The sequence below is a fragment of the Pseudomonas reidholzensis genome (assembly GCF_900536025.1).
In the GTDB taxonomy this organism is placed as follows: Bacteria; Pseudomonadota; Gammaproteobacteria; order Pseudomonadales; family Pseudomonadaceae; genus Aquipseudomonas; species Aquipseudomonas reidholzensis.
This window is the reverse complement of sequence record NZ_UNOZ01000002.1, coordinates 538,858-562,414: the sequence shown is the minus strand read 5'-3', so window position 1 is coordinate 562,414 and position 23,557 is coordinate 538,858. Positions and strand designations below refer to the sequence as shown.

The window sequence follows — 23,557 nt, the reverse complement described above, 5'->3', positions numbered from 1 at the left end:
GGTCTGTCTACAATAGGTGTCGCTGTATTTAGCTACCTAAGCAAGGATTCTGCATGCACGCTGCAAACCCGCGTCGCGGGTATATTCTGGGCCTTACGGCCTACATCATCTGGGGCCTGTTCCCGCTGTACTTCAAAGCCATCCAGAGTGTGCCGGCGGTCGAGATCATCGTCCACCGGGTGCTCTGGTCGGCGCTGTTCGGTTCGCTCTTGCTGCTGGTCTGGAAACACCCGGGCTGGTGGCGCGAGCTGCGCGACAACCCGCGCCGGCTGGCGATCCTGGCCCTGAGCGGGGCGTTGATCGCCGGCAATTGGCTGACCTACGTGTGGGCGGTCAATAACGGCCGCATGCTCGAGGCCAGCCTGGGCTACTACATCAACCCGTTGGTCAACGTGCTGCTCGGCATGCTGCTGCTCGGCGAACGGCTGCGCCGCCTGCAATGGCTGGCGGTGGCGCTGGCGGCGCTGGGTGTCGCCCAGCAGGTGTGGCAGGTCGGCAGTTTGCCGTGGATCTCGCTGGTGCTGGCGCTGACGTTTGGCTTCTATGGCCTGATCCGCAAGCAGGCGCCGGTCGCGGCGTTGCCAGGGCTGGTGGTGGAAACCTGGATGCTGGTGCCGCTGGCGCTTGGCTGGTTGCTGCTGAACCCGACCGCGAGCAGTGTCCAGGGTGACTTTTTCACCACCAGCGAGGCGCTCTGGCTGATCGCTGCCGGGCCGGTGACCCTGGTCCCGCTGGTGTGCTTCAACGCGGCGGCGCGGCACCTGCCCTACACCACCTTGGGCTTCCTGCAGTACCTGGCGCCTACCCTGGTGCTGCTGCAGGCGGTGCTGCTGTTCAACGAGCACCTGTCGTCGAGCAGCCTGGTGGCGTTCGTATGTATCTGGGCGGGCCTGGCGCTGTACAGCGTGGATGCCTGGCTGTCGCTGCGCAAGCGCGCCTGATCATTAAATGATCAAAACCCTGCAGGCCACGGCTGGCGTGGCCTGTAGAGACATCTCCAGAGGTTATCCACACCCTGATCCCCGTGCTTTGTGCACAAGCAGCTGATTTCTGGACGTTTTTTGCTCAGTTGGCTGCAAGCCTCGGTGCGCGTGGGCTGGCGGCGAGCGCCCCCAGGTTATCCACAGGCAGACCCCCTTAAAACAGGGATAACTGCGCTGGTCTTTTCGCGGGTAAACCCGCTCCCACAGGGTGGTGGCACTTGTCCGTGTGGGAGCGGGTTTACCCGCGAAGAGGCCTGCACTGACACCGCCTAGTCCTCGGGCCGCAATTCAAGCTCCACCATCAGGTCGTCCGCCAGGTCCTCCAGGCGCTTCTGCAGTTCGTCCAGTGACAAGGTCAACGGCAGCGCCAGCAGCGCATCGGCATGAAACAGCGGCTCACTGCTCATCGGCGCGGGCCGCACCTCGGTGGTAAAGCGCTCAAGGTTTACCCCCAATTCGGCCAACAACCGTGTAATGTCCCGGACGATGCCCGGCCGATCATTGCCGACCAGCGCCATGGCGATCGGTTTCCAGGTACAGGAAGGCTCGATACCGCTCTGGGCGATCAGCACCCGAATATCGTATTTGCCCAACGCCTGAAGCGACTTCACCAGATCGTCATAGGATTCCGCCGGCACCGCCACCCGCAGGATCCCGGCAAACTGCCCGGCCATGCGCGACATGCGACTCTCCAGCCAGTTGCCGTTATGCTCGGCGATGCACTGGGCGATGCGCTCGACCTGCCCGGCCTTGTCGGGGGCGATGACTGTCAATACGAGGTGGTCCACTGAGCTCTCCTCTCCTGCGGTTCGGCTTCAGGCCCCGCCGTACAAGGCGTGAACCCTGGGGATCGAATCAGTATAGGCAAGCCGCGGCAACCTGCCGCAGGGCAATCCAGACAACCAATCGTGTACTGTTTCAAGATTTATCTGGAACAATCCCCCTGTTTTTTGCGAACATGCCGTTTCCCGGCCTGACTCTAAGCGACCAACGGGTCGCGCAACGACGTTTTTAGTCTGATGTTCACCCGCCTGCTGCTTCATGTAGTATGCCCCGACGCGGACTACAAAACGTCGTTTGGATGTCTGCCATGGCGCCTGTGAAAATACGCAACCCGCCCGCCGGCCCTTCTGGCAGGCCGCACCCAGCCGCCCTTGGGCACGAACTGGTGCGTGTTTAGAGAAGCGCTACAGGCTTAATACGATGAGCGAAATAGCTGAGCAGAGTGAGGCAAGCAATGACTGAACACGTTCAAGTCGGTGGCCTTCAGGTCGCCAAGGTCCTGTACGACTTCGTCAACAACGAAGCCATTCCAGGGACCGGCATCGTCGCCGAGCAGTTCTGGGCCGGTGCGCAAAAGATCATCAACGACCTCGCTCCAAAGAACAAAGCCCTGCTCGCCAAACGCGACCAGCTGCAAGCCCAGATCGACGCCTGGCACCAGGCGCGCCAAGGCCAGGCCCACGACGCCGTCGCCTACAAGGCTTTCCTCGAGGAAATCGGCTACCTGCTGCCGCAGGTAGCCGATTTCCAGGCCACCACGCAGAACGTGGACGAAGAGATCGCACGCATGGCCGGCCCACAGCTGGTGGTGCCGGTGATGAACGCCCGCTTCGCCCTCAACGCCGCCAACGCCCGTTGGGGTTCGCTGTATGACGCGCTGTACGGCACCGATGCCATCAGCGAAGCAGGCGGCGCCGAAAAAGGCCAAGGCTACAACAAGGTCCGTGGCGACAAGGTAATCGCCTTCGCCCGCGCCTTCCTCGACGAAGCCGCACCACTGGCTGCCGGCTCGCACGTCGACGCCAGCGCCTACCGCATCGACGCCGGCAAGCTGATCGTCGCCCTCAAGGGTGGCAGCAACAGCGGCCTGCGTGACGACGCTCAACTGATCGGCTTCCAGGGCGACGCCAACGCGCCGACCTCGGTGCTGCTCAAGCACAACGGCCTGCACTTCGAAATCCAATTCGATGCCAGCACCCCGGTCGGCAGCACCGACGCCGCCGGTGTCAAAGACATCCTGATGGAATCGGCGCTGACCACCATCATGGACTGCGAAGACTCGGTCGCCGCCGTCGACGCCGACGACAAGGTGGTGGTCTACCGCAACTGGCTGGGCCTGATGAAAGGCGACCTGGCCGAGAGCGTCAGCAAAGGCGGCAAGACCTTTACCCGCACCATGAACCCGGACCGCGAGTACGCCGCGCCGAACGGCGGCACGGTGACCCTGCACGGTCGCTCGCTGCTGTTCGTGCGTAACGTCGGTCACCTGATGACCAACCCGGCGATCCTCGATGCCCAGGGCAACGAAATCCCCGAAGGTATCCAGGACGGCCTGTTCACCGGCCTGATCGCCCTGCACAACCTCAACGGCAGCAGCACCCGCAAGAACAGCCGCACCGGCAGCGTGTACATCGTCAAGCCGAAGATGCACGGCCCTGAAGAAGTGGCCTTTGCCGCCGAGATCTTCAGCCGCGTCGAAGACGTGCTGGGCATGCCGCGCAACACCATGAAGGTCGGCATCATGGACGAGGAGCGCCGCACCACGGTCAACCTCAAGGCCTGCATCAAGGCGGCTGCCGAGCGCGTGGTGTTCATCAACACCGGCTTCCTCGACCGTACCGGCGACGAGATCCACACCTCGATGGAAGCCGGCGCCGTCGTGCGCAAGGGCGCCATGAAGCACCAGAAGTGGATCGGCGCCTACGAGAACAACAACGTCGACGTTGGCCTGGCCACCGGCCTGCAGGGCCGTGCGCAGATCGGCAAAGGGATGTGGGCCATGCCCGACCTGATGGCCGACATGCTCGAGCAGAAGATCGCTCACCCGCTGGCCGGTGCCAACACTGCCTGGGTGCCGTCGCCGACCGCAGCCGTGTTGCACGCGCTGCACTACCACAAGGTCGACGTGCAGGCGCGTCAGGCTGAACTGGCCAAGCGTGCGCCAGCATCGGTCGACGACATCCTGACCATCCCGCTGGCCGCCGACACCAACTGGTCAGCCGACGAGATCCGCAACGAGCTGGACAACAACGCCCAGGGCATCCTCGGCTACGTGGTGCGCTGGATCGACCACGGCGTCGGTTGCTCGAAGGTGCCGGACATCAACAACGTCGGCCTGATGGAAGACCGCGCCACCCTGCGTATTTCCGCGCAGCTGCTGGCCAACTGGCTGCGCCATGGCATCGTCAGCCAGGAGCAGGTGGTGGAAAGCCTCAAGCGCATGGCGGCGGTGGTCGACAAGCAGAACGCCGGCGATGCCGAGTACCGCCCGATGGCGGCGAACTTCGACGACAACGTGGCCTTCCAGGCGGCGGTGGAGTTGGTTGTCGAGGGTGCCAAGCAACCGAACGGCTATACCGAGCCGGTCTTGCACCGTCGTCGCCGCGAGTTCAAGGCGCGTAACGGCCTGTAAGCTAAAAGCCTGGGCCGCTGTGCGGCCCAATCGCGGGCAAGCCCGCTCCTACTAGATCGTGCGATCCCTGTAGGAGCGGGCTTGCCCGCGATTGCGTCAGGTCTGGCAACCCTTCACTCGATCCGCAACTCCTTCCTTACCAACTCCAGCAACCTCCCCAGGTCCACCGGTTTCAACAAGAAGTCCACCACCCCCAGGTGCATCACGTCCACCGCCTCCTTCACATCGGTGTCGCCCGACACGACGATGATCGATAACGCCGCCCGCTCCGACTCACGAATCTGCCGAATCAGCTCCAGGCCATCCTTGGGCTCCATGCGCAGGTCGGTGATCATCAGGCCGATACTCGGGTCCTTGCGCAGCTTGTTCAGCGCCGCCTGCGCGCCGTCGGCAGTGACACACTCGACGCCCTTGGTCTGCAGGTAGATGCACAGCGCCTCGCTGTTGACCGGATTGTCATCCACCACCAACACCCGCTGGGTCGCCGCCAGCGGCGCGCTTACCATGGCCAACGCCTCGCGCTCGGCGTCACTCAGGATCTCGTCATGCTCAGCCATGGTCATCTCGTCATCTGATCGGGTGCACGGGTAGGACCGCAAAACACTCAGGTGTGCAGTCGGCCTTTCGTCGGAATGCTGATCGTCGCAGGGCTCGATCAGCGGCCCAGTGCACTCATAGACTTACGTCCAATGGGCACACGCTGGCCGCCAGCCGACCATGGGGTCCGAGAACAACAAAGGCCGATATCACTATATATAGATAGAGATATATAGATCGGCATAGCGATACGGTCAGTTCATGAGTAAAAAGGACGCCTACAGCCAAGCTGGCAGAACCGCGGTTCTGCAGAACATCCAGGGCACCCTGCAATTATTGCAGCGCTTCCCGCCGTTCAACCAGATGGAGCACAGCCACCTGGCGTACCTGGTGGAGCAGTGCCAACTGCGTTTCTACGCCAGCGGCGAGAGCATCATCAAGCCCGCCGACGGCCCGGTCGAGCACTTCTACATCGTCAAGCAGGGGCGGGTCGCCGGTGAGCGCCAACACGTCAGCAAGCCCGGCGTGGAGACCACCTTCGAGATCGCCAGCGGCGAGTGCTTCCCGCTGGCGGCGCTGCTCGGCGAACGTGCCACGCGCACCGAGCACGTGGCGGTCGAAGACACCTTCTGCCTGCAACTGAACAAGGCGGCGTTCATCCGCCTGTTCTCGATGTCGGAGGTGTTTCGTGATTTCGCCTTGCGCGGGGTCAGCAGCCTGCTCGACCAGGTCAACCAACAGGTGCGCCAGCGCGCCGTGGAAACCCTCGGCACCCAGTACTCGCTGAACACCCCGCTGGGCGAACTGGCCATGCGCCACCCGGTGGTGTGCGGCCCGGACATGCCGCTGCGCGAGGCCGTGGGGCTGATGCACGAACAGCAGGTCGGCAGCATCGTGATCATCGACCCGCAGCGCTTTCCGATCGGCATCTTCACCCTGCGCGACCTGCGCCAGGTGGTGGCCGACGCCAGCGCCGAACTCAGCGCACCGATCGCCCGGCACATGACCGCCGCCCCGTTCTACCTGGCGCCCGAAGCCAGCGCGTTCGACGCCGCCATGGCCATGACCGAGCGGCATATCGCGCATGTCTGCCTGGTCGACAGGCAACGCCTGTGCGGGGTGGTCTCCGAGCGCGACCTGTTCTCGCTGCAGCGGGTCGACCTGGTGCACCTGGCGCGCACCATCCGCCACGCACCGCGGCTGGACACCCTGGTGGCGCTGCGCGGCGAAATCGGCCAACTGGTCGAACGCATGCTCGCCCATGGCGCCTCGTCGACGCAGATCACCCAGATCATCACCCTGCTCAACGACCACACCGTGTGCCGGGTGATCGAGCTGGCGCTGGCCGAGCGCGGCGACCCCGGCGTGCCGTTCAGCTGGCTGTGCTTTGGCAGCGAAGGCCGGCGCGAGCAGACCCTGCACACCGACCAGGACAACGGCATCCTCTTCGAAGCGGCCGACGCCCGCGAGGCCGAGGCCGTGCGCCAGCGCCTGCTGCCGCTGGCGCAGTACATCAACCAGTGCCTGGCGCAGTGCGGCTTCAGCCTGTGCCAGGGCAATGTCATGGCCGGCAACCCCGCGCTGTGCCTGTCACGCGGCGAGTGGGCGCGGCGCTTCGCCGGGTTCGTCCGCGAGGCCAGCCCGGAGAACCTGCTCGGCTCGACCATCTACTTCGATCTGCGCGTGGTCTGGGGCGATGAGCAGGCCTGCGAGCAACTGCGCCAGGGCATGCTCGCGCAGGTCCAGGACAACCGCATCTTCCAGCGCATGATGGCCGACAACGCCCTGCGCCAGCGCCCGCCGGTCGGGCGCCTGCGTGACTTCGTGCTGACCCGCCAAGGCAACGACAAGGCCGCCACCCTCGACCTCAAGGTGCAGGGCCTGACGCCCTTCGTCGATGGCGCGCGGCTGCTGGCGCTGGCCAACGGCATCGCCGCCTGCAACACCCTCGAGCGCCTGCGCCAGCTGGTCGCCAAGGGCGTCATCGAGGCGCTCGACGGCGCGGCCTTCGAAGAGGCCTACCACTTCATCCAGCAGACCCGCATGCAGCAGCACCAACGCCAGAGCCGCGATAACCTGCCCTACTCCAACCGGCTCGACCCGGACACCCTCAACCACCTCGACCGGCGCATCCTGCGCGAGTCGCTGCGCCAGGCCCAACGCCTGCAGGCCAGCCTGACCCTGCGGTACCAGCTGTGAGCCTGTTTGCCTGGCTGCGCCCAGCCACGCCGGCGCTGGACGAAGACGTGCGCCGGCGCCTGGCGCAACTGCCCAGGCCCACCGCGCTGAGCGTGCAGTCGCTGCGCGAACAGCGCTGGGTGGTACTCGACCTGGAAACCAGCGGCCTCAACCTCAACCGTGACCAGGTGCTGTCGATCGGCGCCGTGGCGATCGAAGACGGCGCCATCGACTTCAGCCAGCAGTTCGAACGCACCCTGCACCGCCCCGCGCAGAAGACCAACCCCAGCGTGCTGATCCACGGCCTCGGCCCCGACGCCCTGGCCGCTGGCTGTGATCCCGGCGGGGCGCTGCTGGAGCTGATGGAGTTCATCGGCGACAGCCCGGTGTTGGCGTTTCATGCGCCGTTCGATCAGCGCATGCTCGCCCGTGCCCTCAAGGACAGCCTCGGCTACCGCCTGCAGCAGGTGTTTGTCGATGTCGCCGAACTGGCGCCGATGCTCAACCCCGATACCGTGCTGCGCGAGGCTGGCCTCGACGACTGGATCGCCCGCTTCGGTTTGCAGGTCGGCGAACGCCACCACGCCAGCGCCGACGCCCAGGTCACCGCCGAGCTGGCCTTGATCCTGCTCAGCCAGGCCCGCCGCCAGCAGCTCGACAGCCCGCTGCAACTGAGCCTGCGCCTGCAGCAATGGCGCCGCCGCAAAACCCAGCTACACAGTTGGTAGTGGCTATCCGATAGACGTCGATTGCGCCGCCCACCCCGCCTCTGCAACAATCGCGAATAATTATCGTTAGTTAACGCATTGTTTTTTCGGGGGACGCTGCTTGTCGTCTGCGCAAAGCCCACACGCCGACCTGGTCGGCGCGCTGTACCGCGACCACCGCAGCTGGCTGATGGCCTGGCTGCAGCGCAGTACCACCTGCCGCCAGCGCGCCGAAGACCTCAGCCAGGACACCTTCGTGCGCCTGCTCGGCCGCGACCAGCTGGCCGCACCGCGTGAGCCGCGGGCGTTTCTGGTGGCGGTGGCCAAGGGCTTGTTGTTCGACCATTTTCGCCGCGCTGCGCTGGAGCAGGCCTACCTGGCCGAGCTGGCGCTGATCCCCACTGCCGAACAGCCCTCGCCGGAACTGCAACTGCTGGTCCTCGAAGACCTCAAGGCCATCGACCGCCTGCTCGGCAAGCTGTCGAGCAAGGCCCGCGCGGCCTTCCTGCACAACCGCCTGGACGGCATGGGCCACGCCGAAATCGCCGAGCAGCTGGGCGTTTCGGTGTCGCGCGTGCGCCAGTACATCGCCCAGGGCATGCGCCAGTGCTACATCGCCTTGTACGGGCAGCCGACGTGAACGCCAAACCCGTTTCGAGCAAGGTCCTGGATGCGGCGATTGCCTGGAAGCTGTGCCTGGACGACAGCGCCGACGCGGCCCAGGAGCGCAGCGCCTTCATCCATTGGCATGCCGCCAGCGAGGAACATGCGCGCGCCTGGCGCCAGCTGGGCATGCTCGATCAGCGCGTCAGTGCCGCCGCCGGCCCGGCGCGTAAAGCCCTGCTGCAGTCGCGGGTCAGCCTGCGCAGGCGCGTCGGCACCCTTGGCGGTGGCCTGGCCGGGCTGCTGCTGGTGGGCGCCCTGCTGCTCCAGGTCGGCGCAGGCTCGCTGGCGCCGGGCTACTGGCTGGCCGACCAACGCACGGGCACGGGCGAGTTGCGCACCCTGCGCCTGGAAGACGGCACCTTGCTGAGCCTGAACACGCACACCGCGGTCGACATCGACTTCGCCGGTGAGCAACGGGTGATCGTCCTGCACCAGGGCGAGATTTCGGTAGAAACCGGGCACGCCGACTTGCGACCGCTGCTGGTGCGCACCGACGATGGCCGCCTGCGGCCATTGGGCACGCGCTTCCTGGTCAAGCGCGAAGCCCACGGCACGCGCCTCGAAGTGCTGCAGTCGCAGGTGGCGGCGATGCCGTCCAACAGCGGCGACGAACAGATCCTCGGCGAAGGCCAGCAGGTGCTGATGAACGCCAATGGCCTGGGCCAGATCGGCCCGGTAGCCGCCGGTGCCGATGCCTGGACCCGCGGCATGCTGGTGGTCGACAACGTGCGCCTGGCCGATCTGCTCGAAGCGCTGGGGCGCTACCGCAGTGGCCACCTGGGCGTGGCCGACGAGGTCGCCGACCTGCGCGTGACCGGCAGCTTCCCGCTGACCGACACCGACCTGGCGCTGGCCTCGCTGCTGCCGGCGCTGCCAGTGAAGATCGAGCGGCATACGCCGTGGTGGGTGACCGTGGTCGCCAAGTAACGATGCGGCGCCTGGGCCGGCCTTTTCCCGGGGCAAGCCCAGGCGCAGCAGATACCCCGCCTGAAAAATAATTTCGACAGCCCCTGTCACTTTTCAACTCTCGCCCGGCATGGAAGCAGTTAGCACTTATCCTTCGAGGAGCCGCTGCATGTCCCGTGCTGTTGATTGTTTCCTGCGTCCGAGCCTGATGGCCCTGGCGATCGCCCTGTCCGCTCCGCTGATCAGCCCTGCCCTGCATGCCGCCGAGCAGTCCGTGCGTGCCTACGATCTGCCGAGCGCGCCGCTGGCCACCACCCTCAACCAGATCGCCAGCCAGGCCGGTATCGCCCTGGCCATCGATCCGACGCTGGTCAGCGGTCGCACTTCGGCGCCGGTCAGCGGCCAATATGACGGTCGCAGCGCCCTGCAAGCCGCCCTGCGCGGTACCGGCCTGCAACTGCAGCAGAGCAGCGTCGGCAGCTACAGCCTGGTCGCCACGCCGGACGGCAGCCTGGCCCTGCCGGAAACCAGTATCAACGCCAATACGCTTGAAGACGGGAGTTACGAATCGGGATACCGGGTTGAAAACCTCCGCAACGTGGGCGCCCTGGGAGGCATGAAACTGCAAGATACGCCCTACTCCATGAGTGTTGCATCACAGGCGTTTCTGAAGAACACGCTGGCTACGTCGCTAGACGATGTGATCAAACGCAATCCCGCCACGCAATTGTATGCCCCGAGAAACGCGGGCTACGCCAGCGCGGTCAGCATGCGCGGCTTCAGCGGTTCCGGGAACCTGAACATTGCCAACGATGGCCTGCGGTTCAGTAACGGTGCCGACAAAGGCAATTTCATCGAAGACACCGAGCAACTTGAAATCATCACCGGGCTGACCGGTTTTCTTTATGGGCCCGCCACACCAGGCGGGCTGGCCAACTACGTCTTGAAACGCCCAACATATGAACGCTACAACAGCGTGACTTTGGGCAATGCTGGCGGGCAGAACTATTACCTGCATGGTGATTTCGGCGGGCCGATAGACTCGCAAGGGAAGTTCGCCTATCGACTGAACGTTCTGACACAGGACGGTGAAACCGCGATCGATCTGCAAAAGCGCCGCCGCCAAATGATCAGCCTGGCATTGGACTGGAATGTCAGCGACGACCTGTTGATACAGTTCGACGCTGCGCACAAGGAAAGCCAGACCCGCGGCTTGAGCAGCTATTGGTTCGTTCCGGCAGGCATCCAACGCCCCGACGCCTCGGACTTGAAGAACGACAAGCTCTACAGCCAACGCTGGTCATTCTCCGACAACCAGACCGACAAGGCAGGTGTGCGAGCCAACTGGCGCCTGAACGACACGTTCACGCTGCGGGCAGCCTTTGCCGCGCAGCGGTACACCGATGAGTACACCTACACAGGTCCGACCCTGACCAGCGCAACTACCTACTCTCAACCGCTCTATGCATTCGCGCCCGTGGAAACCGAGGAAAAATCCGGTTATCTGTTCATGGACGCTGCGTTCGCTACAGGCCCGCTGGGCCACAAGGTCACCGTCGGCTACCAAGGTAATACGTCGCGGACCAAACAATATGTCGACCACATTCCGTTTCCTGGCCCACAGTATCAATCCCCCGTCGGCGACATACCGTTGGGCGAACAGCCGCAGGTCGGCAAACCCGGCTATTCGATTGGGCACGGGGATCAGCGCCTCGCCGACAGCTCAGAAAGCAACAACTTCTTGCTGGGTGACATCATCACCTTCAACGAGCAATGGTCAGCGATCCTGGGTGTGACCCAGACCCAGATCAAGAGCTACACGAACGAGTTCGTCTATGCCAATGCATTTGGCACCCCCGAAACAGAAACCAAATACAACAAGAGCAAAACCTCGCCCAACCTGTCGTTGATCTACAAGCCAACGCCCTGGCTGACCACCTACATCACCTACATCGAAGGCCTGCAAGCGGGCGGCGTGGCGCCCAGCGATGCCCTGAACGCCGGCCAGGCGCTTGCCCCTCAGGTCAGTGAGCAGTACGAAATCGGTGCCAAGGCAACCTTCGGTGAAACGCTGGTAACACTCGCACTGTTCAACATCGACAAACCGAACAACTACAAGAACAGCCTGGGCTTCTATGCCCAGGATGGCCGCCAGGAAAATAATGGCTTGGAGTTCAGCGTGACCGGCAAAGTCATGCCCGAATTGACTGTCGTGGGTGGGATGACCTTACTGGATCCGCAGATCAAGAAGACCAGCATCACCGCCAACGAAGGCAATGCGCCAACCAACGTGGCCAAGCAGCTGGCCAAGGTCTATGCCGAGTACGATATCGGCCAGGTGCCCGGATTCGCGTTAACCGGTGGCGCGTTCTATACCGGTAAGCAGTACGCAGACGAGGCCAACCGAACCAGCCTTCCATCCTTCACGACCTTCGACGCCGGTGCGCGCTACAAAATGCACGTCGCCCAAAATGATCTGACACTGCGTGTCAATGTCAGCAACCTGACCAACAAGGAATACTGGCTGAACAGCTTCTACCTCGGGGATCCTCGGACTGTGGCCTTTTCTGCCCAGCTAGAATTCTAACCCGCCAGCGTCAACTACAAGTTCTGAGTTGTGACCGGGGCTGCCTTGCAGCCCTTCGCGGGCAAGCCCGCTCCTACAGGGACTGCGCCGTTCTCATGTTTGGCGCGGTCCCTGTAGGAGCGGGCTTGCCCGCGAAGGGCCGCACAGCGGCCCCAATGCAGACGACACAAGAGCCCGAGCGATGAAAAGCCAAACCATCCGCCGCTGGTCCGTGATCCACACCTGGAGCAGCCTGGTGTGCACGCTGTTCCTGTTGTTGCTGGCCCTCACCGGCCTGCCGCTGATCTTCCACCACGAGCTGGAACACCTGCTCGGCGACGCCCCTGAACTGCGCGAGATGCCCGCCGACACCCCCCACCTCGACCTGCAGCAACTGGTGCTGAAGGCCGAACAGCATCGCCCCGGCGAAGTCATGCAGTACTTCGGCTACGACGAGGACGAGCGCAACGGCGTCATCGCCATTACTGCAGCCACCGCCGGTACCGACCCCAACGACTCGCACACCTTCATGCTCGACGCCCGCACCGGTGAAGCCGTGGCCATGCCGGCCGCCAACGGCGGCCTGATGATGACCTTGCTGCGCCTGCACGTCGACATGTTCGCCGGCCTCGCCGGCAAGCTCTGGCTGGCGCTCATGGGCGTACTGTTCATCCTCGCGATCATCTCCGGCACAGTGCTTTACGCGCCGTTCATGCGCCGCCTGCGGTTCGCCACCGTCCGCCACGACAAGTCGCGCCGGCTGCGCTGGCTCGACCTGCACAACCTGATCGGCATCGTCACCCTGACCTGGGCCCTGGTGGTCGGCGTCACCGGGGTGATCAGCGCCTTGTCCGACCTGGTCATCGCCGCCTGGCGCAATGAAAGCCTCAGCGCAATGGTTGCGCCCTACCGCGATGCCCCGCCGCTCACCGAACGTGCACCCGCCAGCCAGCTGCTGAGCATCGCCCGCGAGGCCGCGCCAGGCATGCACGCCGATTTCATCGCCTTCCCCGGCACCCGTTTCTCCAGCGAGCACCACTATGCAGTGTTCATGAAAGGCGCCACGCACCTGACCTCACACCTGTTCACGCCGGTGCTGATCGACGCCAGGACCCTCGAGGTCACCGCGGTCGGGGATCGGCCGTGGTACATGGACGCGCTGGGCCTGTCGCAGCCACTGCACTTCGGCGACTACGGCGGGCGACCGATGCAGATCCTCTGGGCAGTGCTCGACGTGCTGACCATCATCGTCCTGGGCAGTGGGCTGTACCTGTGGTGGGGCAAGCAGGGCAAAACCCGAGGCGCACGCGCATGAGCCACTCGGCGCAATCGACCCGACGCATTTTTGCCTGGCCCGCGTTGATCGCCGCGCTGGGTGTCGTTGGCCTGTTCGCCGCCTTGCTCGGCGACGGTGGGTGGGACGGCTTGGCCTGGCTTGCCCTGGGCGTTCCGGCAGTGCTGGCGATCAGGGGCCTGTGGCGGCGCTGAGGTAAAAGAGTAACGCCCTCAGCCGGCATCCGCTGTGCAGCATGGTCCGCCCTCACCTCAGGACACGGACCATGACCCCGCTAGAGCAATTGCAGGCGCTGGACAGCCAACTCGACACATTGATGCCGCCGCTGGCCGGCGTCGAACACAGCGTGGATCTGGGCATCGCCGCGTTGTTCCCAGGCACCAACATCAGTGCCCGCACCCTGCGTGTGGGCCGCCACAGCCTGCTTGAGCTGGTCGGGTTTCACCTGTTCGATGGCGGCCCCTTTCGCCTGCCCGCCGGCGCCCAGGCCAGCCATCCCGACTACCCGCTGCTGCGCTTGCCCAGCGATTTCAGCGCACGTATCGCCAGTGTGTGCGCCACCCTGCGCCAAGGCCTGCATGCGCGGCTGGCGGACTACTGGCAAGCACGCGACCCGCGAGGGCTGACCCGCGTGGCCCGCCTGGCCTCGCTGCGCCGCGAGCAACTGGACAGCGAAACACGCTTGCGCACGACGGACCAGACCTTGTCGGCGGAGCACGCCCAGTTGCTCAAGACCTGCCTCGAACTGCCCCTCCCCTGGCAACGCCAGCACCTGCCGGAAAACGCCCGTCCGCAGCTGTATCGCCCCCTGCTCGAGGCCACCGCACCGAACTGGCGTAGCCACCTGCCGGGGGTGCTGATCGCCACCGAGCGAGGCCCGCAAGGGCGCTTGCTGGAGGCTGACGAGCCGGTCGGGCGAGCGATCCTGTGCAGCGTTGCCCACGGCATCGAAGCCTTCGACAGCCTGGCTGCGCTGCATGTCGAGCTGTGCGAGCGGCTTGAGGACCCGCAGCAAAGCGCGCCCTTGTGCAGGCTGCTGGTCGAGCCAGAGCAACAGCAACGCGCGCGTCAGGCGGAACGCCTGCGCTATGACTGGCACACCGAAGACCTCCCCCTGACCCAGGCGATGGCCCTGCGCGAGGCCCACACCAAGCGCCTGTCCTACCTCTGGCAACAGGCCTGGCCGCGCGGCCTGCAGCGCAACATCGAACACCTCGATGCGACCTTGGCCACCGCGCTGGTATTGCGCGACTTCAACAGCCAAGGGCCGTTGGCCACCCGCTATGGGCTGCTGCTCGAGAAGCACCTGCCCAACTGGCTACGCACGGTGTCCCAGCAAGGCGTCGCGCACATCATCCAGGCCATGCAAGAGCAGATAGCCGCGATCGAAGCCGCCGCCGCGCCGGGGATTCTCACCCTGGCCCAGTTCAGCCAGCGGCATTCGTTGCTGAACTGGGTACGCGAACGCATGGGCGAATTTCTCCAGCGTGAGCCTGGCCTGGACCACGCCCCGCAAGACATCCTGATCACCGTGACCCTGGCGCGGCAGGTCGGCCCGATCGTCAATCCGCTGCCCATCGGCAGTACCGTCGGTTACGTCCCCGCCGTCAGCCAGCAAACCCTGGGCGATACCGTCGAGCGGGTCAAGCACACCTACCGGCTCGACGAACTGGCATTGCTCAACATCGCCTGGTTCGACGTCGACTACTGGCTGACCGCCCGCGTCCACCTGCGCGACAACCAGCCCCTGCCGGCGCTGACCCCACTGCGGGTCAAGCAGATCATTCGCCGCCTGAATGCCGGCAGCGGCTATCAGGCGTACCTGCGCACGCAACTGCTCGACTCGCCCCACGGCCACTGGCGGCGCCAGGCGCATGGCCAGCTCAACCGCGCCCGGATGAACGCCGAAGCGGTCAAGGCGCGCTACGCCGGGCACTTTACCCCCGACACCTTCGAGCAAGGCTATGGCTGGGCCAGCACGGTGATCCAGTCACCCGACAGCGACAACCGCCGGCACTACAACGAGCAACAGGTGATCGTCCGCCAGATGCTGATTCAAGGGCATACGTTGCAAGGCATATTGCTGCTCGTTTCACCGGAAAACTCCAACCGCATCGTCACCTACTGCCCCGACGCCCCCGACCGCCGCTTCTGGCGCGAATACGCCAACCCGAGGGCGATGATCCGCGCCGTGCGCAAGGATGCCGAGCTGCGCCGCTATGTGCTCCAGCGGATGCCACTGGCCAACCTCAAGGTGATCGAAAGCCTCCTGCTCAGAGGTCGCCTGGGTTCACACATCACCCTGCAGACCATCAGCGGCAACCTCTACGACGCCAGCTATCTGGCCGAGGTCAACAGCCTGTTGGCCCAGGCCGATGCCGTGACCCGCAGCAACCAGGAGCTGCTCGGCGAGTTCTCGGTCAACACCCTCAGGCTGTTGCTGGACATGGTCACCCTGGTGCTGCCGCAGGCCAGTTCGATTGCGCTGGCCTTCGGGCGCATGAGCATTTCCCTCTGGGACGGCTTCGAGGCGTTCGACCAGGACGACCACAGCGGTGCGTTGCACCACGCCATCGCCGCGCTCGGCCACGCCACCGCCGGGCTCAACGACATGGCCGGCTCGGGGCTGATGCGCCGGGTCATGCGCGGCCTGCCCAAACCGCCGCCCGTGCCCATACCCGCGCACCTTGAGGCCACCCCCGAAGTGGCCCGGCTGCGCCATCGGATCGACGCCGTCCATGGCGAGGCAGTCTATGAAAAGACCTCAGCGAGCTCGGGCCTGACGCAGTATTACGTGAGGGATATCCAGGGGCGCTTCTTCAATGTCGGCTTTGACGGGCAGCGCTGGCGGGTGAGCGACCCGCAGTTGCCCAATGCTTATCTGCAGTTGCCCATCAAGCGCTGCCAGGATGGCCGCTGGGTCATCGACTCGCCGCTGCTCTGGCACGACGGGCTGCCGGATATCCAGCAACTGCTGGACGACTGCCGCCTGGCGGCTGCGCTCCCCGGCAGCGCGGTCGAAGCCGATGCCGACCTGTTCGAGCACGACAGCGCGCTCTACCTGCAGCTGCGCACCCATCAACTGCCCGTGCGCCGGCATCTGCTGCCGGGCCACTATCACCTGGTGCTGCCGCCGACCTTGCGCGGCGCCGTGCCCGCCTGGGCGGTGCTGCGTCGGCAGGACGGCCAATGGCGCATCCGCGTGCGCCAGACCGCCCGCAGCAGCAACTGGCTGGCGCTGCCGAGCGACTACTCGGTAAGCCGCGGCAGCAGCTGATCGACGCGCTGATACAGGGCACTGCCACTCGGCCAGTTACGCAGCATCCGTGCCCGGTCGCGGGAATAGGCCGCGGCGAAACTGAGCTGGGTGGCGTGCTGGCACATGGCATCGAGGTCGATCAGCGACCACTGGCCGTTCTGCCAGAACAGGTTGTGGCCTTTCATGTCGCCGTGGCTGATGCGCTCGCGGATCAGCTGCTGCATCAGGTGGACCAACGCCTGCAGTTGCGCTTCTGGCGCCTCGCCGCTGTCGACATAGGGCTTGAAGCACTCGATCAGGTCGGGCCCATCGGCATACTCGGTGACCAGGTAGGCACGGCTGCGCAGGCCCATCACGCGTTGCTCGAGCACCGCCAGCGGGGTTGGCGTGGCGATATCGAGAAACGCCAGGCGATGCCCTTCGATCCACGAATGCCACGCCCGGCTCGGGCGCCAGAAGCGTTTGAACCAGTGCGCGGTGTTCTTGATGTTGTAGCGCTTGAGCACCAGGGTGCGGCCGCCCACTTCGACCCGCGCGACGCTGGCGGCGCCGCCGGTCTTGAACAGATGGCCCTGGTCGATCAGCGTGTCGGCCTGCTCCAGCACCGGCAGCATCGCCGCCACCTCGGGCCGGCGGATCGCCCGCAAGCCCGACAGGCTGCGCTGCACGCTGAACAGGGTGCACTCGCGGCCGGCCTTGTCCAGGTAGTCCTTGAGGCGCCAGGCGCGCACCTTGTCGACCTGCTTCAGCAGGGCTTCGAGGGGCAACGCGTGCTCGCCATTGGCCAACAGGTAATGCACCAGCAGCTCTTCGATGAACGGCTCCAGGCGCTTGGGCAACTGGGCGAAGAACACCCCGAGGTTTTCCAGCACGCGCTGGCGCGAGAGGTTTTGCCCAGGCGTTTCGCTTTTGATCCCCGCGCCGTCGATCAGGTACAACTGGCCGCCATGGCGCAGCAGGTTGTCCAGGTGCAGGTCGGCTTGCCACAGGCCCTTGGCGTGCATCCGGGCGACGGCGCTCAGCGCCTCGCCCAGCACCGCCTGCTGCTCATCGGCGAGGGCAGGCAAGGCTTCGACCTCGGCCCAGGCATCGCCCAGGCTTTCGGCCCCTTCGAGCAACTCGAACAGCAACCAGCCGCCCTCGCCTTCCTTGAGGCCGTCGGCGAGCAGTTGCGGGGTGGTCAGGCCTTGCGCGGCGATCAGCTTGACGCCGTCCAGCTCACGCTGGAAATGCCGGGCGGCATTGCTGCCGACCAGCAGCTTGGCCAGCACCGGCGTGCCGCGCCAGACCCCGGCACCGACATAGCGCTGGCCCGGCAGCACGCGCAGCAGGCTGAGCAGTTGCAGCTCGGCACTGCCGGCGGCGTCGGCGAGGGTCACGCTCAGTGGCAGGCTCGGGCTGCGCCCGGCGTCTTTCAGTTCGGACAAACGCATCAACGGGCCTCTTTTTCACGACGGCGGCGCACCAGGCGCTGCACCCAGGTAGTCACCAGCGTGCTGTCGGCCGGCTGCTCCAGGTAGGCCGCCAGCAGGCTGCGCACATCGCCTTCGCTCCAGGCGCGAGCGCGGCGTAGCAGCGGCTCGAGGTCCTTGAGGCGGTCGCGCATGCCCAGCAGCAGCGGGCGGGTCTTCTCCAGGTCGATCAACTGCGCCTGCCAGCCTTCACGCCGTTCACGCAGGAAGATGTGCTTGGGATAGAAGCAGCCGTGCACCTGGCCGGCCGCGTGCAGGGTGCGCCCCAGGCGACCGCAGGCCTGGAGAATCCCCAGGCGTTTTTCCGCGGCCAGTTGCGGCCATTGCCCCAGTAGCAGGTCGAGGTCGGTCCAGTCGTCCAGCGCGCGGGTCATGAGGATCGCCCGGTGCTGGCCCTTGCTCTTGCGCTCGCCATAGAACACCGCCTGCAAGGCCGGGATCTTCAGCTTCTGGTAGCGGCTGATGTTACGAAACTCACGGGCAAAGGTCGGCTCGCCGAACGGGCGGTGCAAGGTGCGCGTGAGGTAGTCGCTCTGGCGCTTGAGGTAGTAGCCCTTGCCCTCGAGTTCCAGGCGATAGACGCTGCTCCAGCCACCGCGGCCGGTGTTCGGTTCGTCCACGGCATCGAGCTGCAGCGCCCACAGCGCCTCGAAATCGTTCAAGCCGTGGCGTTGCAGCAGCGCAAGGTCGCTGCTGGCCAGGTAATCGGTCATTCCCTTCCCTCGAAAAAGCGTACGACTTCACGCACCCGCTGCTTGTCATGCGCATTGAGCCGCGCGTGCCCGCGGTACTGCAGGTAGAAGCGCAGGCGCTGGGTGGCCGACAGGTGATACTTGGCGACCTTGTCCAGGCACGCCAGGTCCTTGATGACCCGATGGCGGAGCATGAAGCCGCGCCAGAAGTCGCCGGTCGGGCAGTCGATGAAGAATAGCGTGCCCTGGTCGTCGACCAGCAGGTTGCGCCACTTCAGGTCGTTGTGGGTAAAGTGGTGGTCATGCATGACCCGGGTGTGGCGGGCCAGCTGGCGGCTGATGTGATCGACCCAGGCGCGGTCGGCCAGGCGCGGATCATTGCGTTTGGCCAGCTCGGAGAGGTCCTCGGTGCGCGGCAGCTCCCGGGTGACCATGGCCCCGCGGCCAAACGCCAGGCCCTTGCGCTCCAGGCCCCAGGCGACCACTTCGGCGGTGGGGATGCCCCACTTGGCGAACTGCTTGAGGTTCTGCCATTCGGCCTTGATCCGCGGGCGCCCAAGGTAGCGGCGCATGTGCTTGCCAGCGGCCGTGTAGCGTTTGACGTAGTAGTAGACGCCGTCGCGCTGGATCCGCACGACCTCGCTGAGCGGGTCGCTGGTGAGGCGTTCGCCCTCGATGGCGAATACCGCGTCGAGGCTGCCGAAATCCGCCGCCAGCGCTTCATAGCCTGGCGCCAGTGTCCAGCCCGCCATCAGAGCGCATCCCCGTAACGCAGCTTGCGCTCGTAGAGCTTCTGCGCCTTGCCTTCGAGCCAGGCGAGCAGCGTCGCTTCTTCGGCCAGGATCTGGCGCAGCGGCTGCTGGAAGTAGCCGCGCAGGAAGCGCAGCTTGTCACGCCGGGTCAGGCCGATGTCCAGCGCCGAGAAGTACAGTGCGGCGAGGTCCTTGTCGCGCCAGCGGCGGCTGATGCTGGCACGGGTCTGCGCGCGGTGCAGGTCGATCACCGAGAGCTTGAAGTCGTCGGCCGTCACCGGCCGGTCGGTGTGCAGCAGGAAGTGGCAGATGTAGCAGTCGCGGTGGTTGACCCCGGCGCGGTGCATGCCGCCGGTCATCTTCGCCACTTCGCCGATCAGTGCGCGCTTGAGGCGCGGCTGCGGCGGCTGGCGGACCCAGTCGAGGCTGAAGTCTTCCAGGCTGATGGTCGGCGCCAGCTCTTCGGTGACGATGAACGAGTGCTGGCTGGCCGGGTTGCTGCCACGCTCGCCGTAAGCCACGGCGGTCATGGTCGGCACGCCCACCTCATGCAGGCGCTGGATAGCCCGCCATTCCTGGCCGGCACCGAGCACTGGCAGCTTGGCCGTGAGCAGGTTCTTGAAGATCTCGCCCCAGCCGATGCCGCGGTGGATCTTGACGAAGTAACCCTCGCCCTCGACCTCGGTGCGCAGCGTGCGGCGGCCTTCGAGCTCGCGGAACACCTCGCCTTGCAGCTGCTCGGCGGCCTCGAAGGCATCGCGCCCGGCCCACAGGCGTTTGAACGGTTCAGCCAGTATCAGCTTCATGCGCGCTCCTGCTTGAGGATCACATCGGCGGCATGCTGCGGCATGCTATACAGGTCGGCGCTGTCGGCAAACGCCAGGCCATTGCGCGACCAGGCGGCGCGGCCCGCGTCGTCTTCGAGGATGCGCTGCAGGTAGCGGTTGAGCTGCTCCTGCTCGAACGGCTCGTCGAGCACCAGGCCACTATCGGCCTCGGCGATGTAATGGGCATAGCCACAGACCTGCGACACCAGCACCGGCAGGCCGGCGACCAGCGCTTCGAGCAACACCGTGCCGGTGTTTTCGTTGTACGCCGGGTGGATCAGCAGGTCGGCGCCGAGCAGGAACCGCGGGATATCACTGCGGCCCTTGAGGAACTGCACCTGATCGGTCAGCCCCAGGGTCGCGCTCTGCAGCTGGAACACCTTGGGGTCGTCCTGGCCGATGACCATCAGCCGGGTGCGCTTGCGCAGGGCCGACGGCAGGGCGGCCAGGGCCTTGAGGCTGCGGTCGACGCCCTTGGTCTTGAACCCCGAGCCGATCTGCACCAGCAGCAGGTCGTCTTCGCCGAGGTTGAATTCCTTGCGGAACTCGGCGCGGATCTCGGCCGCATTGGCCGGCGCGCGACGGTCCTGGGAAATGCCCGGCGGCAGCAGGTGGAAGCGTTCCACTGGGGTGTCGTAGTGCTTGATGAACAGCGGCTGCTGCACTTCGGAGATCATCAGGATCTCGGTACGGGCATCCTTGGCGAACACCGCGCGCTCGTACTCGGCGAAGTGCCGGTAGCGGCCCCAGCGGCGGTAAAGGCCGCCACGCAGGGTTTGCGCCTTGTCTTCAAAGCAGCCATCGGCGGCGTAGTAGACGTCCAGGCCGGGCATCTTGTTGAAGCCGATCAGGCGGTCGACCGGGCGCTTGGCCAGGTCTTCGGCCATCCAGGCGCTGAGCTTCTCGTTACGGCGGTGGTTGAACAGCGCCTTGACCGGCGCCACCAGCACTTCGAAGCCCGGCGGGATGTCACCTTCCCAGATCAGCGTGTAGACGCGGATCTGGTGGCCGCGCTGCTGGCACTCCAGCGCAATGCGCATGAAGTCACGCTGCAGCCCGCCGAAGGGGAAGTATTTGTAAAGCACGAAAGCCAGTTGCATCAACGAACATCCTCAGCCAGCAGCAACGCGCTCAAGCGGCTCGCCACATGCTCGGGATTCAGGCGAGTGAAGCACAGTGGCCACTCGCGTTTGAGATCGAACCGGCGCAGGTCCTCGGCGCTCGGTTTATAGGTGCACTTCTTCTGCAGGCAGGGCGCGCAGGGGAAGTCGCTCGCCTGGTGGACCTGGACACGTCCATAGGCGCCGGTCAAACCAGGGTTGGTGGGGCCAAACAGGGAGATGGTCGGCACATCCAGCGCGGCGGCCAGGTGGCCGAGGCCAGTGTCCACCGCCACGCAGGCCTTGGCCGCGGCCAGCACGCGGGCGACCCCGGCCAGGTTCAATTTGGGCAGTACCTGGCAGTTCTTCAAGCCCTGGGCGATGCGCTCGGCACGTTCTTTTTCGGCCGGGTTGCCCCACGGCAGGCACACCTGCAGGTTGCGCCGGCCCATGCGCTCGGCGAGCTCACGCCAGTAGGCCTCGGGCCAGTGCTTGGTAGCCCAGGTGGTGCCATGCAGGAACACCACGTAGGGCTTGGTCGGCGGCAGCTGCAGGCGCTCGAGGTCCAGGCCGTAGTCGCCGAGGCCCTCGGGCAGGTCGTAGGCCAGGGCCAGCGCGAACAGCTGGCGCACGCGCTCTACCGCGTGCTGGCCGACGGCGACCGAGAGTGGCCGGTCATAGAAGCGGCTGGACAGCCCCTCACGTGCCGAATAACGGTCCAGGCCGGCCACCGGTGCCTTGACGTAGCGGGTCAGCCAGGCCGACTTGAGCAAGCCCTGGGCGTCGATCACCAGGTCGTATTTGTGTGCCCGGACGCGCTGTTTGAAGGCCTTCCACTCGCCACTCTTGAGGGTCTGCCAGAGGTTCTTGCGCCAGCGCCGGATGGCCACCGGGATGACCTGGTCGACCGCCGGGTGCCAGCTCGGGATCTCGGCAAAGCCCTCCTCCACCACCCAGTCGAAACGGATCCCGGGGATGGCGTGGGCGGCATCGGTGAGCGCCGGCAGGGTGTGGATCACATCCCCCAGCGAAGACGTCTTGATGATCAGGACCCGCACTTAGTCGACCTCTGCCGTGACATCGATCAGGTTCGGCCCGGCCAGGTGCTGCAGCGCGGCGATGACCTTGCCAGGCTCGAGCAGGCGCAGGCAGTTGTAGTGGCCGAAGCGGCAGGTGCGGTCGAAGCACGGGCTGCACTCCAGGCCCAGGCGCACCACCTCGACCTGGTCGGCCAAGGGCGGCGTGAAGCCTGGCGAGGTCGAGCCGTAGACCGCCACCAGCGGGCGGTTCAGCGCTGCGGCGACGTGCATCAGGCCAGAATCGTTGGACACCACCGCGTCGGCGCAGGACATCAGGTCGATGGCCTCGGCCATCGAGGTTTCACCAGCCAGGTTGCTCGACTCTTCACGCAGGCCGGGGATCAGCCGCTCGCGGATCGACTCACCCACCGGGTGGTCTTTCTTCGAGCCGAACAGCCACACCTGCCAGCCCTGGCGGATCATCGCGTCGGCCACTTCAGCGTAGTGCTCGGCCGGCCAGCGCTTGGCTTCGCCGAACTCGGCGCCCGGGCACAGCGCCAGCACCGGCCGGTCCAGCGCCAGGCCGAACTTGGCCAGGGCCGCGTCACGGCTCGGCGCTTCGATCTGCAGGCTCGGCTGCGGGTAAGGCTTGGGCAGCTCGGCGCCCGGCGCGTAGGCCAAGGCCATGAAGCGCTCGATCATCAGCGGGTAACGCGCCTTGTCCAGCTTGCGCACGTCGTTGAGCAGCAGGTAGCGCATCTCGCCGCGCCAGCCGGTGCGCTTGGGGATCCCGGCGAAGTACGGCACCAGCGCCGACTTCAGCGAGTTGGGCAACAGGATGGCCTGGTCGTACTGGCCGGCCAGGGACTTGCCGATGCGCCGGCGCGTGGCCAGCTCCAGCGCGCCATGGCCGAGCGGGAAACTCAGCGCCTGACGCACCTCGGGCATGCGCTCGAGGATCGGCCGGCTCCACTCGGGGGCCAGCACGTCGATCACGCAATCGGGGTGCTGCTGCTTCAGGCACTGGAACAGGGTCTGCGCCATTACCATGTCGCCGACCCAGCTGGGGCCAATGATCAGTATTCTCATGCTTTGTCCAGGAACGCTCGGGAAGGCTGTACTTGGCCCCCTGTGGGAGCGGGTTCACCCGCGAATGCGATAGTGGGTTCACCGACGCATTCGCG

19 protein-coding genes are annotated in these 23,557 nt (G+C 65.5%); 10 read left to right on the top strand and 9 right to left on the bottom strand.

The window, feature by feature from the left end; all coding sequences use genetic code 11:
* Positions 1 to 53: 53 nt before the first annotated feature.
* A complete protein-coding gene (gene rarD / locus CCOS865_RS02645) occupies positions 54 to 941 on the top strand; it encodes an EamA family transporter RarD (protein WP_119137648.1) in 888 nt (295 codons plus the stop codon).
* A gap of 311 nt (positions 942 to 1,252) precedes the next feature.
* Here the strand turns inward: rarD and CCOS865_RS02640 are convergent, their stop codons facing one another.
* Complete coding sequence (locus CCOS865_RS02640; protein ID WP_119137646.1) at positions 1,253 to 1,771, bottom strand: glycine cleavage system transcriptional repressor; 519 nt, start codon at positions 1,769 to 1,771, stop codon at positions 1,253 to 1,255.
* Between the two features lie 449 nt (positions 1,772 to 2,220).
* Between CCOS865_RS02640 and CCOS865_RS02635 the strand changes: the two genes are divergently transcribed.
* On the top strand, positions 2,221 to 4,398 hold the full coding sequence (locus CCOS865_RS02635) for a malate synthase G (RefSeq protein WP_119137644.1): 2,178 nt from the start codon (positions 2,221 to 2,223) through the stop codon (positions 4,396 to 4,398).
* 113 nt (positions 4,399 to 4,511) lie between these two features.
* Here CCOS865_RS02635 and CCOS865_RS02630 read toward each other — a convergent pair whose 3' ends face one another.
* Positions 4,512 to 4,955 carry a response regulator gene (locus CCOS865_RS02630; RefSeq protein WP_119137642.1) on the bottom strand — a complete coding sequence of 148 codons (444 nt, stop codon included), beginning with the start codon at positions 4,953 to 4,955 and terminating at the stop codon, positions 4,512 to 4,514.
* A 241-nt stretch (positions 4,956 to 5,196) separates the two neighbouring features.
* Here CCOS865_RS02630 and CCOS865_RS02625 point away from each other — a divergent pair, with 241 nt between their 5' ends.
* From CCOS865_RS02625 to CCOS865_RS02595, 8 genes are all read left to right on the top strand, one after another.
* Positions 5,197 to 7,134 carry a putative nucleotidyltransferase substrate binding domain-containing protein gene (locus tag CCOS865_RS02625; RefSeq protein ID WP_119137640.1) on the top strand — a complete coding sequence of 646 codons (1,938 nt, stop codon included), beginning with the start codon at positions 5,197 to 5,199 and terminating at the stop codon, positions 7,132 to 7,134.
* The gene (locus CCOS865_RS02620) at positions 7,131 to 7,841 is read left to right on the top strand and encodes a 3'-5' exonuclease (protein WP_119137638.1); all 711 of its coding nucleotides are present in this window, start codon (positions 7,131 to 7,133) and stop codon (positions 7,839 to 7,841) included. The genes CCOS865_RS02625 and CCOS865_RS02620 overlap by 4 nt, the downstream gene beginning before the upstream one ends.
* Before the next feature lie 100 nt (positions 7,842 to 7,941).
* On the top strand, positions 7,942 to 8,460 hold the full coding sequence (locus CCOS865_RS02615; RefSeq protein WP_119137636.1) for an RNA polymerase sigma factor: 519 nt from the start codon (positions 7,942 to 7,944) through the stop codon (positions 8,458 to 8,460).
* Positions 8,457 to 9,413 (top strand): FecR domain-containing protein, encoded by a 957-nt coding sequence (locus tag CCOS865_RS02610; RefSeq protein WP_119137634.1) that lies wholly within the window; start codon positions 8,457 to 8,459, stop codon positions 9,411 to 9,413. Before CCOS865_RS02615 ends, CCOS865_RS02610 begins: the two co-directional genes overlap by 4 nt.
* 148 nt (positions 9,414 to 9,561) lie before the next feature.
* Positions 9,562 to 11,979, top strand: coding sequence for a TonB-dependent receptor (locus tag CCOS865_RS02605; RefSeq protein WP_119137632.1), 2,418 nt, complete (start codon positions 9,562 to 9,564; stop codon positions 11,977 to 11,979).
* Between the two features lie 181 nt (positions 11,980 to 12,160).
* On the top strand, positions 12,161 to 13,273 hold the full coding sequence (locus CCOS865_RS02600; protein WP_119137630.1) for a PepSY-associated TM helix domain-containing protein: 1,113 nt from the start codon (positions 12,161 to 12,163) through the stop codon (positions 13,271 to 13,273).
* Positions 13,270 to 13,446 (top strand): DUF4175 domain-containing protein, encoded by a 177-nt coding sequence (locus tag CCOS865_RS28015; RefSeq protein WP_147406485.1) that lies wholly within the window; start codon positions 13,270 to 13,272, stop codon positions 13,444 to 13,446. Before CCOS865_RS02600 ends, CCOS865_RS28015 begins: the two co-directional genes overlap by 4 nt.
* A 71-nt stretch (positions 13,447 to 13,517) precedes the next feature.
* Entirely contained in the window at positions 13,518 to 16,529 is a 3,012-nt protein-coding gene (locus CCOS865_RS02595) for a dermonecrotic toxin domain-containing protein (protein ID WP_119137628.1), read from the top strand.
* Here the strand turns inward: CCOS865_RS02595 and CCOS865_RS02590 are convergent.
* The 7 genes from CCOS865_RS02590 to waaF are packed head-to-tail and all read right to left on the bottom strand — an operon-like array spanning position 16,502 to position 23,462.
* Positions 16,502 to 17,944, bottom strand: a complete 1,443-nt coding sequence (locus CCOS865_RS02590; protein WP_119137627.1) for a lipopolysaccharide kinase InaA family protein — start codon at positions 17,942 to 17,944, stop codon at positions 16,502 to 16,504. The genes CCOS865_RS02595 and CCOS865_RS02590 overlap by 28 nt on opposite strands.
* The gene (locus CCOS865_RS02585; protein ID WP_119137625.1) at positions 17,944 to 18,696 is read right to left on the bottom strand and encodes a lipopolysaccharide kinase InaA family protein; all 753 of its coding nucleotides are present in this window, start codon (positions 18,694 to 18,696) and stop codon (positions 17,944 to 17,946) included. Before CCOS865_RS02585 ends, CCOS865_RS02590 begins: the two co-directional genes overlap by 1 nt.
* Positions 18,693 to 19,427 (bottom strand): lipopolysaccharide kinase InaA family protein, encoded by a 735-nt coding sequence (locus CCOS865_RS02580; protein WP_119137623.1) that lies wholly within the window; start codon positions 19,425 to 19,427, stop codon positions 18,693 to 18,695. Before CCOS865_RS02580 ends, CCOS865_RS02585 begins: the two co-directional genes overlap by 4 nt.
* On the bottom strand, positions 19,427 to 20,233 hold the full coding sequence (gene rfaP, locus CCOS865_RS02575; RefSeq protein ID WP_119137621.1) for a lipopolysaccharide core heptose(I) kinase RfaP: 807 nt from the start codon (positions 20,231 to 20,233) through the stop codon (positions 19,427 to 19,429). The genes CCOS865_RS02580 and rfaP overlap by 1 nt, the downstream gene beginning before the upstream one ends.
* A complete protein-coding gene (locus tag CCOS865_RS02570) occupies positions 20,230 to 21,354 on the bottom strand; it encodes a glycosyltransferase family 4 protein (protein WP_119137619.1) in 1,125 nt (374 codons plus the stop codon). Before CCOS865_RS02570 ends, rfaP begins: the two co-directional genes overlap by 4 nt.
* Positions 21,354 to 22,412, bottom strand: a complete 1,059-nt coding sequence (waaC, locus tag CCOS865_RS02565) for a lipopolysaccharide heptosyltransferase I (RefSeq protein ID WP_119137617.1) — start codon at positions 22,410 to 22,412, stop codon at positions 21,354 to 21,356. The genes CCOS865_RS02570 and waaC overlap by 1 nt, the downstream gene beginning before the upstream one ends.
* Positions 22,413 to 23,462 (bottom strand): lipopolysaccharide heptosyltransferase II, encoded by a 1,050-nt coding sequence (gene waaF / locus CCOS865_RS02560; RefSeq protein WP_119137615.1) that lies wholly within the window; start codon positions 23,460 to 23,462, stop codon positions 22,413 to 22,415.
* Positions 23,463 to 23,557: the final 95 nt, after the last annotated feature.